This window comes from Candidatus Methylacidiphilales bacterium (genome assembly GCA_033875315.1).
Lineage (GTDB): Bacteria > Verrucomicrobiota > Verrucomicrobiia > Methylacidiphilales > CAZTYG01 > JANRJG01.
In genome coordinates, this window is record JANRJG010000009.1 from 92,166 (window position 1) to 106,489 (window position 14,324).

The 14,324-nt window shown below is 61.8% G+C and carries 13 protein-coding genes; 5 read left to right on the plus strand and 8 right to left on the minus strand.

Annotation, left to right across the window (positions count from 1 at the left end; translation table 11 throughout):
• The 4 genes from SFU85_03110 to SFU85_03125 all read left to right on the plus strand — a co-directional run bounded on the left by SFU85_03110 (nucleotide 1) and on the right by SFU85_03125 (nucleotide 3,647).
• The gene (locus SFU85_03110; protein MDX6765759.1) at nucleotides 1-918 is read left to right on the plus strand and encodes a sugar phosphate isomerase/epimerase; all 918 of its coding nucleotides are present in this window, start codon (nucleotides 1-3) and stop codon (nucleotides 916-918) included.
• Nucleotides 915-1,898, plus strand: coding sequence for a lysylphosphatidylglycerol synthase transmembrane domain-containing protein (locus tag SFU85_03115; GenBank protein MDX6765760.1), 984 nt, complete (start codon nucleotides 915-917; stop codon nucleotides 1,896-1,898). The genes SFU85_03110 and SFU85_03115 overlap by 4 nt, the downstream gene beginning before the upstream one ends.
• Nucleotides 1,895-3,250 carry a CCA tRNA nucleotidyltransferase gene (locus SFU85_03120; GenBank protein MDX6765761.1) on the plus strand — a complete coding sequence of 452 codons (1,356 nt, stop codon included), beginning with the start codon at nucleotides 1,895-1,897 and terminating at the stop codon, nucleotides 3,248-3,250. The genes SFU85_03115 and SFU85_03120 overlap by 4 nt, the downstream gene beginning before the upstream one ends.
• 142 nt (nucleotides 3,251-3,392) lie before the next feature.
• Entirely contained in the window at nucleotides 3,393-3,647 is a 255-nt protein-coding gene (locus tag SFU85_03125; GenBank protein MDX6765762.1) for a hypothetical protein, read from the plus strand.
• Nucleotides 3,648-4,403: 756 nt separating this feature from the next.
• On the opposite strand, the gene SFU85_03130 is transcribed toward SFU85_03125, so the two are convergent.
• From SFU85_03130 to rplM, 8 genes are all read right to left on the minus strand, one after another.
• Complete coding sequence (locus tag SFU85_03130; GenBank protein MDX6765763.1) at nucleotides 4,404-5,639, minus strand: 4-hydroxy-3-methylbut-2-enyl diphosphate reductase; 1,236 nt, start codon at nucleotides 5,637-5,639, stop codon at nucleotides 4,404-4,406.
• Nucleotides 5,640-5,715: 76 nt separating this feature from the next.
• On the minus strand, nucleotides 5,716-6,600 hold the full coding sequence (gene argF / locus SFU85_03135; GenBank protein MDX6765764.1) for an ornithine carbamoyltransferase: 885 nt from the start codon (nucleotides 6,598-6,600) through the stop codon (nucleotides 5,716-5,718).
• Complete coding sequence (locus SFU85_03140; GenBank protein MDX6765765.1) at nucleotides 6,597-7,835, minus strand: aspartate aminotransferase family protein; 1,239 nt, start codon at nucleotides 7,833-7,835, stop codon at nucleotides 6,597-6,599. The genes argF and SFU85_03140 overlap by 4 nt, the downstream gene beginning before the upstream one ends.
• 116 nt (nucleotides 7,836-7,951) lie before the next feature.
• Entirely contained in the window at nucleotides 7,952-8,830 is an 879-nt protein-coding gene (gene argB, locus SFU85_03145) for an acetylglutamate kinase (protein MDX6765766.1), read from the minus strand.
• 2 nt (nucleotides 8,831-8,832) lie between these two features.
• On the minus strand, nucleotides 8,833-10,038 hold the full coding sequence (argJ, locus tag SFU85_03150; GenBank protein ID MDX6765767.1) for a bifunctional glutamate N-acetyltransferase/amino-acid acetyltransferase ArgJ: 1,206 nt from the start codon (nucleotides 10,036-10,038) through the stop codon (nucleotides 8,833-8,835).
• Between the two features lie 2 nt (nucleotides 10,039-10,040).
• On the minus strand, nucleotides 10,041-11,072 hold the full coding sequence (gene argC, locus SFU85_03155) for an N-acetyl-gamma-glutamyl-phosphate reductase (protein MDX6765768.1): 1,032 nt from the start codon (nucleotides 11,070-11,072) through the stop codon (nucleotides 10,041-10,043).
• Between the two features lie 104 nt (nucleotides 11,073-11,176).
• Entirely contained in the window at nucleotides 11,177-11,572 is a 396-nt protein-coding gene (rpsI, locus tag SFU85_03160; GenBank protein ID MDX6765769.1) for a 30S ribosomal protein S9, read from the minus strand.
• A gap of 8 nt (nucleotides 11,573-11,580) precedes the next feature.
• Nucleotides 11,581-12,012 (minus strand): 50S ribosomal protein L13, encoded by a 432-nt coding sequence (gene rplM, locus SFU85_03165; protein ID MDX6765770.1) that lies wholly within the window; start codon nucleotides 12,010-12,012, stop codon nucleotides 11,581-11,583.
• 131 nt (nucleotides 12,013-12,143) lie between these two features.
• On the opposite strand from rplM, the gene ilvB reads away from it, so the two are divergent.
• Nucleotides 12,144-13,979, plus strand: a complete 1,836-nt coding sequence (ilvB, locus tag SFU85_03170; GenBank protein ID MDX6765771.1) for a biosynthetic-type acetolactate synthase large subunit — start codon at nucleotides 12,144-12,146, stop codon at nucleotides 13,977-13,979.
• Nucleotides 13,980-14,324: the final 345 nt, after the last annotated feature.

Consider the following 14,324-nt stretch of genomic DNA (forward strand, 5'->3'; position numbering starts at 1 on the left):
ATGCCCTCCCCGCTCGCCATCTCCACCTGCTGGAATTCCGGAAGGCACCAGGACGGAAGGGCCATGCTGGAAGAATTGGCCGGCCTGGGCTTTGACACCGTGGAACTGGGCCATGGCGTCCGCTTCAGCCTCTGGCCCGGGGTGCGCGAAGCCGTCGATGCCGGGGTCGTGAAAATCTCTTCCCTGCACAACTTCTGCCCCCTCCCCATCGGCTTCACCCGCGCCAATCCAAACTGCTACGAATTCACCGACCCCCGCCCCAGCCGGCGACGACTCGCACTCCGGCACACTTTGGAAACGATCAACGCCGCCGCCTCGGTGGGGGCTTCCCGGGTCGTCCTCCACCTCGGCTCGACCGGCCAGCGGGAAGTCACCCCCCAACTCGAATCCGCCCTGGCCCGTGGCCGATGGGGCTCCCGTAAATTCGTCGCCGACAAAATCGCCGCCCTGACCGCGCACGAACGCGCGGCCGCGGATCGCTGGCCCTGGGTCCGCGACGCCCTGCAAGAAATCGCCGTGCGGGCCCGCGAAAAAAATATCCGCCTCGGCCTGGAATGCCGGGAGTCGGTCGAGGAATTTCCCATGGACCACGCCTGGGAAGGAATCTTCGCCGAATTGGGCACGGACTTTGGTTATTGGCATGACTTCGGCCACGCCGCCCGCAAAGATGCGCTGGGGTGGATCGACCACCTGGGACATTTCCGCCGCATGGCACCCCGCCTGATCGGCTGCCACATCCACGATTTTATCCCGCCCGTCCAGGACCACCAGGCCTTGGGCTCGGGCACCATTCCTTTCGCTTCGTTCTGGCCCATCTTGGAGACCGACCCGGTCTTTGTGCTTGAACTCTCCCCCCGGGTTAAGGTTGAAGAGGTGCGCTTATGTCAGCAATGGTGGATAAAAAACGGACCGGAGTGAACTGGGCCCTCTGGGGCAAGATCCTGCTGACCGCCGGCATCCTGGGCTTTGTCGTGTGGAAAAACCGTACCAATGGCCCGGCCTTCCTGCGCGAACTGCAGGATGCCGACAAACTGTGGGTCGGCGCCGCCTTTGTTTGCGTCGGCTTGGGCATCTTCGGCACCTCGGTGCGCTGGAACCTCCTCCTGCGCATCCAGAAGATCCGCATGTCGTTCTTTGAAAGCTGGCGCCTCGGCATGGTCGGCACTTTCTTCAACAACTTCCTGCCCGGCTCCACCGGTGGCGATGTCATCCGCATTTTCTACGCGCTCAAGCACGCCCCCGACCGCAAGCCCCAGGCCGTGCTCTCGGTGGTCATGGACCGCATCCTCGGCCTCATCGCCATCCTCTGCGTCACCATGCTCCTCCTGCCCCTGGGTTACAAACAGATCGCCTCCAACCACGATGTCCAGGTAACGGTCTGGCTTTTGGCGGTTATTCTGGCGTTGGCCGTTTCCGGTTTGCTCACCCTCATCCTGGTGCCGCTTTCGGTCATCCCCCCTTTCATCTCCCGCCTCTGGCCCCGGGTGCCCAAGCGCGAAGTGGTGGCCCGCCTCTACGAAGCCGTGGTCTCCCACGGCCGCTCCGGCAAAGCCACCGCCGCCGCCCTGGCCGTCGTCCCCATCCTCCTCATCGGCTATTGCCTGGCCCGCAGCCTCCACCTCGACATCGCCATCGGTCCCATGACCATCCTCTTTGCCATCGTGCTTTGCGCCATGAGCGTGCCGGTCAGCCTGAGCGGGCACGGCATCCGCGAGGGTGCGTTCGCCCTGCTTTTCAAGGTCTTCGAAGTGACCCGCCAGGGAACCCCGGTGGGTGACGAGACCGCCCTCGCCTGTTCCACCCTCTTCCTCGGAGTCGGTCTGGTTTGGAGCCTGGCCGGGGGCGCCATATACCTTGGCTGGAGCCACCAAGCCAAGAAGGACCCCGATCTCACATGAATGCGGTCGACCCCCATCAGCCCAACCCTCCGCTCCGGTCCACCGCCGTCCAGATCGTACAAAAACTACAACAGGCCGGTCACACGGCCTACTTCGCCGGAGGTTGTGTGCGCGACGAACTCCTTGGCCGCACCCCCAAGGATTACGACATCGCCACCTCCGCCACCCCGGAACAGGTGCAACAACTCTTCGACCGCGTCACCGATCTCCAGGGCAAATCCTTCGGCGTCCTCCGGGTCATGAAGGGAGACCACGCCTTCGAAGTCGCCACCTTCCGCCACGACGGCACCTACCGCGACGGCCGCCGCCCGGAGTCTGTGACCTTCGCCACACCGGAAGAGGACGCACGGCGGCGCGACTTCACCGTCAACGGACTCTTCCTCGACCCCGTCACCGGCCAGGTCATCGACTTCGTGGGCGGGCAGGACGACCTGCGGGCGGGCCTTCTCCGCGCCATTGGCCGTGCCGAAGACCGCTTCCAGGAAGACCACCTCCGCCTCTTCCGCGCGGTGCGCTTCGCCGCCAACCTCGATTTCCAGATCGACCCCGCCACTTGGCAAGCCGTCCTGCACCTTTCCAACCTCGGCCGGGATCTGGCCCCCGAACGCGTCCGCGACGAACTGATCCGCTGCTTCACCGGCCCGCACCCGCAACGCGCGCTCGATCTCCTGATGGAAAGCCGTCTCCTCGACTTCTGGATTCCGGAAATCCGGGAAATGATGGGCGTGGAACAACCGCCGCAATTCCACCCCGAGGGCGATGTCTACACCCATGTCCGCTTGATGGTCGGCATGCTCAAAGACGCCGACGTCGTCCTCGCCTTCAGCGTCCTCCTGCACGACATCTCCAAGCCCGAAACCTACTTCGTCGACCACACCGGCCGCATCCGCTTCAACGAACACGAAAGCCGCGGGGCCCGCAAGGCCGAGGACATCCTCCGTCGCCTGCGTTTTTCCAACGAACAGATCGAGGCCATCTGCGCCTGCATCGCTAACCACATGGCCTTCAAGGATGTGCCCCACATGCGCGTCAGCACGCTCAAACGATTCCTGGCCCGACCGACCATGCCGGTGGAAATCGAACTCCACCGCATTGATTGTTCCGGCAGCCACAACGATCTGGAGATCTACGACCTGGTGAAACAGAAGCTGGAGGAATTCGCCCACGAGCCCCTCAAACCCGACCCCCTGGTCAACGGCAAGGATCTGCAAGCGCTCGGCATGGAACCGGGACGGGAGATGGGCAAAATCCTCCACCAATTGATGGACGAACAATTGGAAGGCCGTTTCCGCGACCGCGAGGCCGCCCTCAAACGGGCCAAAGCCCTCCTCCAATCGCTGGGCATCGGTTGAGAGACAATCGAAGTACCTAGCATGGAAAATGGAGAGTTGACCCCATTCATGCTTCAAGAAGACATAGACCGTGAATTCTCAAGATGGACAGAGTTCGTGAAGTTAAAAAGGGAGCTTTGCTGTGAAATTAAATGAGTATAGTATGCTGTTATGTTTAGCATTAGCTTTAATGCTTTTGGTTATTTTAACTAAATTACTATTTAAGAAATCGAATAAAGTTTTAGCTATTTGCGCTGGGCTGACCTCTTTTGCTGTAGGAAGTATTAGTATGTGTAATGTATGGTTTGGCTCGCAAAAATTTTCCGTAAATAATTTTGTTAATGACCTTGGTTTAATAGTAAGCGGAATCGCAATGATTGTCGGTTCTTGCATTGTGCTATCCTTAAGAAGAAAGTGATTCATGGGGTCAGCCCTTGAAAATTGAATCACCTTGACGCCAACTTCCCCTCGCGGTTAGGTTCTCCGCATGGCACGCAAGCCAAGACTTGAATGGGAGGGAGCCTCCTACGATGTCTTCCTAAGACGGTGCGGAATGATCCTCCGGACTCTGAAAAGGAGCCGCTTCGCGGCAAAGCGCGATCATGGCCCGAGGCAACGAACGGACCCGGATCTTCGAAAGCAAGGCAAACTAATACCAAATGGAATTGAGTAGGCGTAAAAGTGCCTTATGGGAGGGCGAAGCTCCTGGCTCCCCCGTAAGCATTCGGGGCTGAGCCGCCCTTGAAATAGAGACATCAAACCGGCTCGGCAGGAGCCTCGCCCTCCCGCATATTCTGTCGCTCAGTCATTTTAATTTGGTTTTAAACCAAACACCACTGATTGAAGCGATTTCCACTCAATGGACGCGTTCTGCTCTTGTTTCTCTCATACCATTTTGTAGGGCGGCAGTCCCTTGTCGCCAGTTTCAACGAGCGGCGGCAGGGGACTGTCGCCCAGTCCATATGATTTGGCATGACTCGCTCTCGTGCTCGTTCTCTCCCATTCATAGAGCATGAGAATGAGAAAGAGTATGAGAACGAGCAGCTGAAGTTTCGTTCTGAAAAGGGGCAACGGGGAAAGGGTTCCCCATCTACAGGAAGCGTGGAGCGACTGCCTAGGGAAGCCAACCCTCCGCCCGGCCCGGCGGCTCGCCCGGGCGGGTTTCTGCGCTCGGTCAAACGCGGGCTGACTCAGGGATGAGGTTCAGCACTTCAATGCCGCGGAAGTTGTAGAGCTTGGCGATCGATTCCTCGATGACGTTGTTCGGGCAGGAGGCCCCGGCGGTGATGCCGACACAGATTTTGCCCGAGGGCAGCCAGTCGCGGGTTTCCACTTCCCGGTGTTGGTGCTGGTCGAAATGCCGGATGAGGGCCGGCGATTCCATCTGGCTGGCGTTCTTGATGAAGTAGGTCGGCAGCTTGGCCTCGCCCATTTCCGCCAAGTGGGAGGTGTTGGAACTGTTGTAGCCGCCGACGACAATCAGCAGGTCCATGGGTTCGTCGAGCATGAGCTTGAGCGCGTCCTGGCGTTCCTGGGTGGCACCGCAGATGGTGTCGAAGAAGCGGAAATGTTCCTGCAGGGCCCCCTCGCCGTACCGGTCGACGATGGCCTGCTTGATCCGGCGCTGCACTTCTTCGGTTTCGTTCCGCATCATGGTGGTCTGGTTGGCCACACCGACGAAGCGCAGGTGCTGGTCGGGGTCGAAGCCCGGGGAGTACGCACCCTCGAATTTCTTGAGGAATTCTTCTTTGTTGCCCCCCTTGCGGATGTATTCGCAGACGTAATCGGTCTCCCCAAGGTTGTAGACGACGAGGTATTGGCCGCTGCTGTCATCGCCGAGGGCGCGGGAACTGGTGGCCATGGTTTCCTCGTGCCAGGCCTTGCCATGGATGATCGAAGTGACGCGCTCCTTGTGGTATTGCCGCACCCGGCGCCAGACGCTCATGACGTCGCCGCAGGTGGTGTCGACGAGGAAGCAATTGATCTCCTTGAGTTTTTCCATGGTGTCGACCGGGGCGCCGAAGGCGGGGACGATGACGACATCGTCCTCGGAAAGTTGGGAAAGGTCGTAGCCTTGGGGGCCTTTGAGGAGGGACTTGATGCCCATGTCGGCCAACTGGTCGTTGACGTCCGGGTTGTGGATGATTTCGCCCAACAGGTAGATGCTGCGGTCGGTGAAGTGCTTGGAGGCGGCGTAGGCCAGATCGATGGCGCGTTCGACGCCATAACAAAAGCCGAAGGCCTTGGCCAATTTGACCGTCATGTCGGCGGCGGTCAGGCAGTGCCCGGAGTGGCGGATGTAATCGACCACCCGGCTGCGGTAATGGCTTTCCACTTGGGCTTGGACGAGGCTCATGACCTCCGGGGTTCGGAGGTTGACACGACGGGCTTTGGTCTGAATTTCCGGCATGGGACCAGTCTACCGCCTCCCCCCGGGGCGTAAAGGATTATGGAACGGGCCGGCCGGCAGGAGCCGGGGCATCGTTTCAGCGGTTGGCTTGGAGGAAATCGACGATGCCCTTCTGGACATGGAGGCGGTTTTCCGCCTGGTCAAAGATATCACCGGCGCGGGATTCAAAGAGTTCATCCGTGATTTCCTTGCCGCGGTAAGCCGGAAGGCAGTGGAGGACCAGGGCCTGCGGGTGGGCCGCCTGCATCAAACCCTGATTGATCTGGTAACCTTGGAAGGCCCGGAGACGGGTCGCAGCCTCTTCTTCCTTGCCCATGGAGACCCAGACATCGGTGTAGACCAGATCGGCCCCCTGGACGGCTTGGACCGGATCCTGCGCCAATGCCACGTGGTCGTTCTTGAATCGGGTTTGGTAGCCTTCCGGGGCCGCGCAGTGGAGTTCGAAGCCAAAGATGGGGGCTGCTTCCACCCAGGAACGGCAGACGTTGCAATCGGCATCACCGATGAAGGCCACTTTTTTCCCCCGGATCGGGCCGCGTTTCTCCTCAAAGGTGAAGATGTCGGTCAGGATCTGGCAGGGGTGTTCCTCGTCGGTCAGGGCATTGATGGTGGGCACGGCGGAGAAGGCGGCAAAATCGTCGACGTCCTGCTGGGCGAAGGTGCGGATGACCGCGCCGTGGACCATGCGACCGAGCACACGTGCGGTGTCCTTGATCGGCTCGCCGCGACCGAGTTGGATATCGCCAGCGTTGAGAAAGAGGGCCCGGGCCCCAAGTTCGTGCAGGCCGACCTCGAATGAAACCCGGGTGCGGGTGGAACTTTTGCTGAAGATCATGGCCCAGGTCTGTCCCGCAAGCGGGCGCGGGGCGGTGGCCCGGGAGGATTTGAAAAGGGTGGTGCGGCGGAAGACCTCGCGGGCCTCGGCTTCGGTGAAATCCGGGATGCGCAGGAGGTGTTTCACAGGGCTTTTTCCACCATGGCCAGGGCCTGGTCGATTTCATCCGGGGTCACATTGAAGGGCGGGAGAAAACGGAGGACATTGCCGGTGGCGGGCACGGTCAGGAGACCCGCGCTGCGCAGCCGCGCACACGCCGCCGGGGCGTCCTCGCTGAGGGCCATGCCAATCAAGCCCCCGACCCCGCGGATTTCCACGATGGGCTTGGTCGCCTTCCATTTCTCCAAGCCCGTGGTGAGGCGTTTCCCCATCGCAACCACATGGGAGGCCAGTCCTTTTTCCTCGATTTCGTCCAGCACGGCCAGGGCGACGGCGCAGGCCAGCGGGGTTCCCCCGAAGGTGCTGCCGTGCGAGCCCGGTTGGAAGAGATCAGCGTAGGGGGCGCGGATCCAGGCGGCACCGATGGGGAATCCCCCGCCGAGTGATTTGGCCATGGCGATGCCATCGGGCAGGAAATCGGCACCCCCGGGCAAGCCTTGCAGAATGGTCTGGTAGCTGTGGAAGTGGCCGGTGCGGAAGCAACCGCACTGGACGCCATCCCATAGCAGGAGCAACCCGTGTTTGCGGGTGAGCTCACGGAGGCCGAGGAGGTAATCCGCCCGGGCCGGCTGGACTCCGCCCTCGCCCTGGATGCCCTCGATGAGCACGGCCACCGTGCGCGGGGTCAGGGCGGATTCAATGGCCGCCAGATCATTGTAAGGCACATGGGTGAATCCCGGAAGGAGGGGCTCGAAGGTCTCCTTGACCTTGGCCTGGCCGGTGGCGGAGATGCCGGCCATGGTCCGGCCATGGAAGGAATTGAGCGCGGTGATGATTTCGAACCTGCCCTCCGGGTGGCCGAAACGCCGGGAAAGCTTGATCAGGGCCTCGTTGGCCTCGGCCCCGCTGTTGCAGAAGAAGACCTTGCCCTCGCCGGTCAGGGCGACAAGCCTGGCCGCCAGTTGGCCCTGCGGACGGTGGTGGTAGAGGTTGGAGGCATGGATGAGCGTCGAGGCCTGTTGTTGGAGGGTTTCGACGATCCGGGGATGGGCATGGCCCAGGCAATTGACGGCAACGCCGCCGCCGAGATCGAGGTACTTTTTCCCGTCCTCATCCCAGATCCAGGATCCGGCGCCCCGGGTGACGGAAAGGCTGCGGGCGTAGGAGGGCACGACGTAGCGCTCGTAGAGCGGGCGGGCCGCCTCGGCCACCACCGCGCCCATCGCTCCGAAATCAGGGACATTCATGCGAATGATCGACATCTGCGGACTCCCGTTGTTGGGGGGAAGGTTCCAACCTAGGGGTTGCGGTCCCGCTGACAAGCCAGACCGTGTGACAATTGAGCGGGCGGACCCAGAAGCCCGGCGGGGCGGATTTTCTACCCGCGGACGATTTCCGTGCCGATGCCCTTGTCGGTGAAGAGTTCTAGCAGGAGGGCGTGGGGGATGCGGCCATCGATGAGGTGGACCTTGTCGATGCCGTGTTCGAGGGCCTTGAGGCAGGAATCGACCTTGGGCAGCATGCCGCCGCTGACCGTTCCGTCGGCCTTGAGCGCGGCCACACCCTCCGGTGTCAGGGTGGGCAGGCGCGACTCCGGGTCCCGCGGGTCGCGGAGGATGCCGTTCACATCGGAAAGGTAGATGATCTTGCTGGCCTCAAGGGCGATGGCCATCTCGGCCGCGGCCACATCGGCGTTGATATTGTAGGGCTGGTGGTTCTCGTCCTCCCCGAGGGGCGAAATGACGGGCACCACTTCATCATGCACCGCCTGGATGATCCGGAGCACCTGGCAGCCGAGCACATCGCCGACGAAACCGAGGTCCAGTTCCGCACCCCCATGAAGCACGGGCGCGGCCTTGCGGGCCCGGAAAACGGACCGTCCATTGAAGGAACAGGCCCGCCCACCGGAACGCTGGAGGCCTTCGACAATGTCCGGGTTGATGACCGAGCTGAGGACTTCATCGACGACCTGGACGGTCTCGGCATCGGTGACGCGCAGGCCGGCGACGAAGCGGGCCTGGACGCCATTTTCTTCCAAGCGGCGGTTGATGGCCTTGCCCCCGCCATGGACGATGACGGGATTGATCCCGACGGCTTCGAGAAAAACGATGTCGCGCAGGACGCGAGGGACCAGTTCCGGGTCCTCCATGGCGGCGCCGCCGTATTTGATGACGAAGGTCTGGCCGCGGAAGCGCTGGATGTAAGGCAGGGCCTCGATGAGCACGGCCGCCTGGGCGGCCAATTGGGCGGAATCCATGGCTATTCGCCCTTGTTCAGGGTGACGTACATTTCGGTCAGGTCGTTGACCAACAGGTCGTAGGTGCCGCGGCCGAGGTGGAGGTCGATGGTGATGCGGTAATGGCGGTTGCGGGCGATTTTGCGCAGGCGGGCCATGGGGGTTCTGCTGGCCGTGCCCCCTTTGACCGCGATCAGGCCATCGTAGTAGATGTCGATCATTTCCTCGCGCATGCGGGCCCCGGAGTAGCCGATGACATCCATCAAGCGGCCCCAATTGGGGTCGCCGCCGGCCCAGGAACTTTTGACCAGCGGGGAACGGGCGATGGCCTCCGCGATCATGCGCGCGTGGTGCGAGGAAGAGGCCCCCTGGACGACGAGTTCGACCACGCGGGTGATGCCCTCACCGTCCTCGATGATGAGACGGGCCAGCTTGCGGGTGACGGCATTGAGGGCCTTCTGGAAGATTTCGAGCTGGGGGTGGCCTTTCTGGAGGACGCGGTTGCGGGCCTCGCCCGAAGCCAGAACCAAAACGGTGTCGTTGGTGCTGGTGTCACCGTCGACGGAAATGCGGTTGAAGGACTGGGCCACCGCATCCACGAGGCAATCCTGGAGGGTGCGACGGTCGATGGCGGCGTCGGTGGTGATGACCGAGAGCATGGTGGCCATGTTGGGGTGGATCATGCCCGCGCCCTTGGCCATACCGCCGATGAGGACCCGCTTGCCGTCGATTTCGACCTCGATGGCGCAGGACTTGGGATAGGTATCCGAGGTCATGATGGCCTTGGCGGCGGTGCGTCCATGAGCGGGGGAGAGCTTGTCGACGAGCTTGGTGATGGCGCGGACGATCTTGGGCAACGGGAGGGGAACGCCGATGCGTCCGGTGGAACAGACGAGCACGCGGTTTTTCGGGCAGCCGAGGCGGCGGCCGGTTTCCAAGGCCATGCGGGCGGCGTCCTGGATGCCGCGGACGCCGGTGCAGGCATTGGCGTTGCCGCTGTTGAGGATGACGGCGCGGGCCTTGCCTCCGCGCAGATGCTGCATGCTGAGCTTGACCGGGGCGGCCTTGACTTTGTTGGTGGTGAAGACCCCGGCGGTGACGCAATCGCGGTCCGAGGCGACGAGGGCCATGTCTTTTTTCCCGCCGGGTTTGATACCGGCGACGACGCCCGAGGCGGTGAAGCCCTTGGCGGAGGTGACTCCGCCGCCTTTGATCCAATCGACTTCCATGTTCAGAGCAATCCCGTGGTTTCCGGCCAGCCCATGCGCAGGTTGAAAGCCTGCACAGCCTGACCCGCTGCGCCTTTGCCCAGATTGTCGGTGGCGCTGACAACAATCAAGCGTTCCGCGTGGGCATCGACCCGGACGGAAAGAAGGCAAAGGTTGGTGCCGGTGACCTGTTTGGTCTCGGGAAGTTTGCCCGGGGCCATAACCTTGACGAAGGCGGAACCGGCGTAGTGGGCCTCGAAGGCGGCCTGGGCCTGTTCCTGGGTCACGGGTCGGAGCAAGGGAGCGGACAAGGTGCCCAGCATGCCCCGGATCACCGGGACCAGGTGGGGCACAAAAGAAACGCGGCAGGGTTGGCCGGCGACATGGGCCAATTCCTGCTCGATCTCCGGCAGGTGCCGGTGCACCGGGACCGAATAGGCGGCCAGGTTTTCGCTCCGTTCGGCAAAACTGTAGAACGTATCAGCCTTTTTGCCCGCACCGGAAATACCGGAAAGAGAATTGATGACGATCCGCTGCGGATCGATCCAGCCCAAGGCGAGGGCCGGGGCCAGGCCGAGGACGGCGTTGGTCGGGTAACAGCCCGGGCAGGCCACGAGGGTCGCGCCGGCCAGTTCCCTGGCATGGGTTTCCGGCAGGCCGTAAACGGCCTGACCTAACAAGTCCGGGGCCGGATGATCGGTGTGGTAAAATTCACGGTACGACGCGGGGTTTTTGAGCCGGAAATCCGCGCTCAGGTCGAAGACAGTCCTGCCGGCCTGCAACAAGGGAACGGCGAATTCCGCCGCCACCCCGTGGGGGAGGGCGAGAAAAAACACCTCCGCCCGTGCGGCCATTTCTGACGGTTTGAGGTCCTCGAAGACCAAGGGAGAGGAAAGCGCGGCGGGGCCGGCGACCTCGCTGAGGGGCTTGCCCTCGGCCTGTCGGGAGGTGACGGCAGTCAGGCGAACACGGGGGTGGCGGAGGAGAATACGGAGAAGTTCTTCCCCGGTATAACCCGAAGCCCCGATCACGGCCACATCACACCGGTCAATCATGAGTGGCGGGTGAGCATGGGGGCTGTCAGGCGGAAATCAAGTTCCGCATCCATTGATCGATGAAATCAGATCCGCAGATCCGGGATTCCTGAGCCGAAGGAGGATCAACGCTTGGAGAACTGGAAGCGCTTGCGGGCGCCGGGCTGGCCGGACTTCTTGCGTTCTTTCATGCGGGAATCGCGGGTCAACAATCCCTTGGTCTTGAGACCGGGGCGGTTTCCCACGTCGACCTGGCAAAGCGCGCGGGCCAGGGCCATGCTGACGGCACCGGCTTGTCCACACAAACCGCCACCCTGGGCGCGGATATGGACATCAAATTTTTTCAGGTTTTCCGTGGCCTGGAGGGGAAGCAGGGCCATGGTGCGCTGGGCGGCGGTGACAAAGTAATCCTGGAGATCCTTGCCGTTGACCGAAACCTTGCCGGAACCGGGGCGGATGTTGACGCGGGCGACGGAGGTTTTGCGGCGGCCGAGGGCGCTGAAGACGTTGGCGGTGACCATAAGGGGGATTATTTGACTTTGATGGCCTGGGGATTCTGGGCCACATGGGGGTGTTCGGGACCGGCGTAGACGTGGAGTTTGCCGAGGATGGAGCGGCCCAGGCGGTTGTGGGGAACCATGCCCTTGATGGCGCGTTCCACCAAAAGTTCCGGACGGCGAGCCCGGACCAGTTTGGCGCTCTCGATTTTTTCCCCGCCAATGAAGCCGGAGTAGCGCATGTAAGTCTTCTGGACTTCTTTTTTGCCGGTGAAGACGGCCTTGCCGGCATTGATCACGATAACATTGTCGCCCGTATCGACGTGGGGGGTGAAGACGGCCTTGTCCTTGCCACGGAGGAGAACAGCGGCTTTTTCGGCCACACGCCCGACGATTTGGTTCTCGGCGTCGATGACATACCATTTGCGCTCGATATCCTGGGCGCGGGCAGAGAAAGTTTTCATAAAAGGGACGAGAAAAATATGGATAGCCCCCCTTTGTGTCAACGAATTTATTCTTCTTTATTGTCTCTACCAAAAAATCCCCTACGATTTCGTCTTCACGGATCTCCCGATCCAGCCCAAGCACCTCCCCCATGAAAAAGTCCAAAACCCCCAAAAAAGCCACTGAAGCGACTTCCAAAGCCTCCGCCAAAGCCCCACGCACGCAGGTCAAAGTCGGCGCCACCACTTCCGGCGCCGATATCATGGTTGCCGCGCTGGAACGTGAAGGGGTCGACACCATTTTTGCCTACCCCGGTGGGGCCAGCATGCAATTTCACCAAGCCCTGACCCGCTCGAAAAAAATCCGCACCATCCTCCCCCGTCACGAACAGGGCGGGGTGTTCATGGCCGAAGGCTACGCCCGCGCCACCGGAAAAGTCGGCGTCTGCATGGCCACCTCCGGCCCCGGAGCCACCAACCTCGTCACCGGCATCGCCGATGCCTGGATGGACTCGGTCCCGCTCCTCGCCATCACCGGCCAGGTCGCCCGTGCCGCCATCGGCAAGAGCGCCTTCCAGGAAACCGATGTCTTCGGCCTCACCCTCCCCATCGTCAAGCACAACTACCTCGTCATGGATGTGAACGACATCCCGCGCATCGTGAAGGAGTCCTTCCAGATCGCCAACAGTGGCCGGCCCGGCCCCGTCCTCATCGACGTCCCGAAAGATGTCCAGGGCGACCGCACCCAGCCGGTTTTCCCGTCCTCCGTCAACCTCCGGGGCATGACCGCCCCGCCCAAGGCCGACGACCTGGCCCTGCACGAAATCCTCGGCCTGATCGAAAAAGCCGAACGCCCGGTCCTCTACGTCGGCGGCGGCATCATCTCCTCCGGCGCGGCCCGTGAATTGCGGAAGTTCGCCGAAGCCACCAACATCCCGGTCACCACCACCCTCATGGGCATCGGGGCCTTCCCGGAAACCCACCCCCTCTCGATGAAGTGGCTGGGCATGCACGGCACGGTCTACGCCAACTACGCCGTCGACCGCTGCGACCTCCTCCTCGCCCTTGGCGTCCGCTTCGACGACCGCGTCACCGGCAAGGTGAGCGAGTTCGCCAAGCACGCGACCATCGTCCATGTCGAGGTCGACAACTCCGAGATCAACAAAAACAAAGCCGTCCACCTGCCGATCCAGAGCGACGTGCTCTACGCCCTCACCCGCCTGAACAAGATGATCGCCGCCGAAGGCCGCAAGCGGAAAAGCTTCCCGGCCTGGCAGAAGCAAATCAACCAGTGGAAGCGCGAGTTCCCCCTGCACTACCATCTGGAAGAAGGACGCATCATGCCCCAACAGGTCATTGAGGAACTGTTCCAACTGACCAAGGGCGAGGCCATCCTCACCACCGGCGTCGGCCAGCACCAGATGTGGGCCGGACAATTCTACGACTTCAACCATCCGCGCAGCTTCCTCACGTCGGCCGGCCTGGGTTCGATGGGATACGGCTACCCGGCCGCCCTCGGTGCCAAGGTGGCCTGTCCGGACCGCGAAGTCATCGACATCGACGGCGACGGCAGCTTCGTCATGAACATCCAGGAATTGGCCACCGCGGTGGCGGAAAACATCCCGGCCAAGGCCATCGTCATCAACAACCAATACCTCGGCATGGTGGCGCAATGGGAAGACCGCTTCTTCGACAGCAATCGCGGCCACACCTTCCTCGGGCTGGAACACGACAAAGAACGGATCTACCCCGACTTCGTCAAGATCAGCGAGGGCTTTGGCGTTCCCGCCGAACGTGTGATCGATCCCAAGGACCTCCGCGGGGCACTGAAGCGCATGCTCGACAGCAAGGAACCGTATGTCCTCGACGTCATGGTGCCCTACACCGACCACGTGCTGCCGATGATTCCGGCGGGCAAGACCGTCCAGGACATCATCACCGAGCCCATGGTCCCCGGCACTCGCATCCACGGCGACATCCCCGGTTAGGGTGATGGAAGCTTCCACCGCAGGTGGAGGAAAAATACAGGCCTGTTGTAGCCGGGGAATCCCTTCCCCGGTGCCCTCAAGTCATGGTCTTTCTATTCGGGATCGCTCCCACTCGATTCTCATACCCGCTTTCGCGCTCGTTCTCTCCTATTCATAGCAAATGAAAATGACTGAGCGACAGAATAAGCGGGAGGGCGAGGCTCCTGCCGAGCCGGTTTGATGTCTTTATTCCAAGGCCGGCTCAGCAGGAGCTTCGCCCTCCCATAAGGCACTTTTTCGCCCACTCAATTCAATTTGGTATCAAAGAGCAGAGAGCACGAGAATGGGAAAGAGTGTGAGTACGAG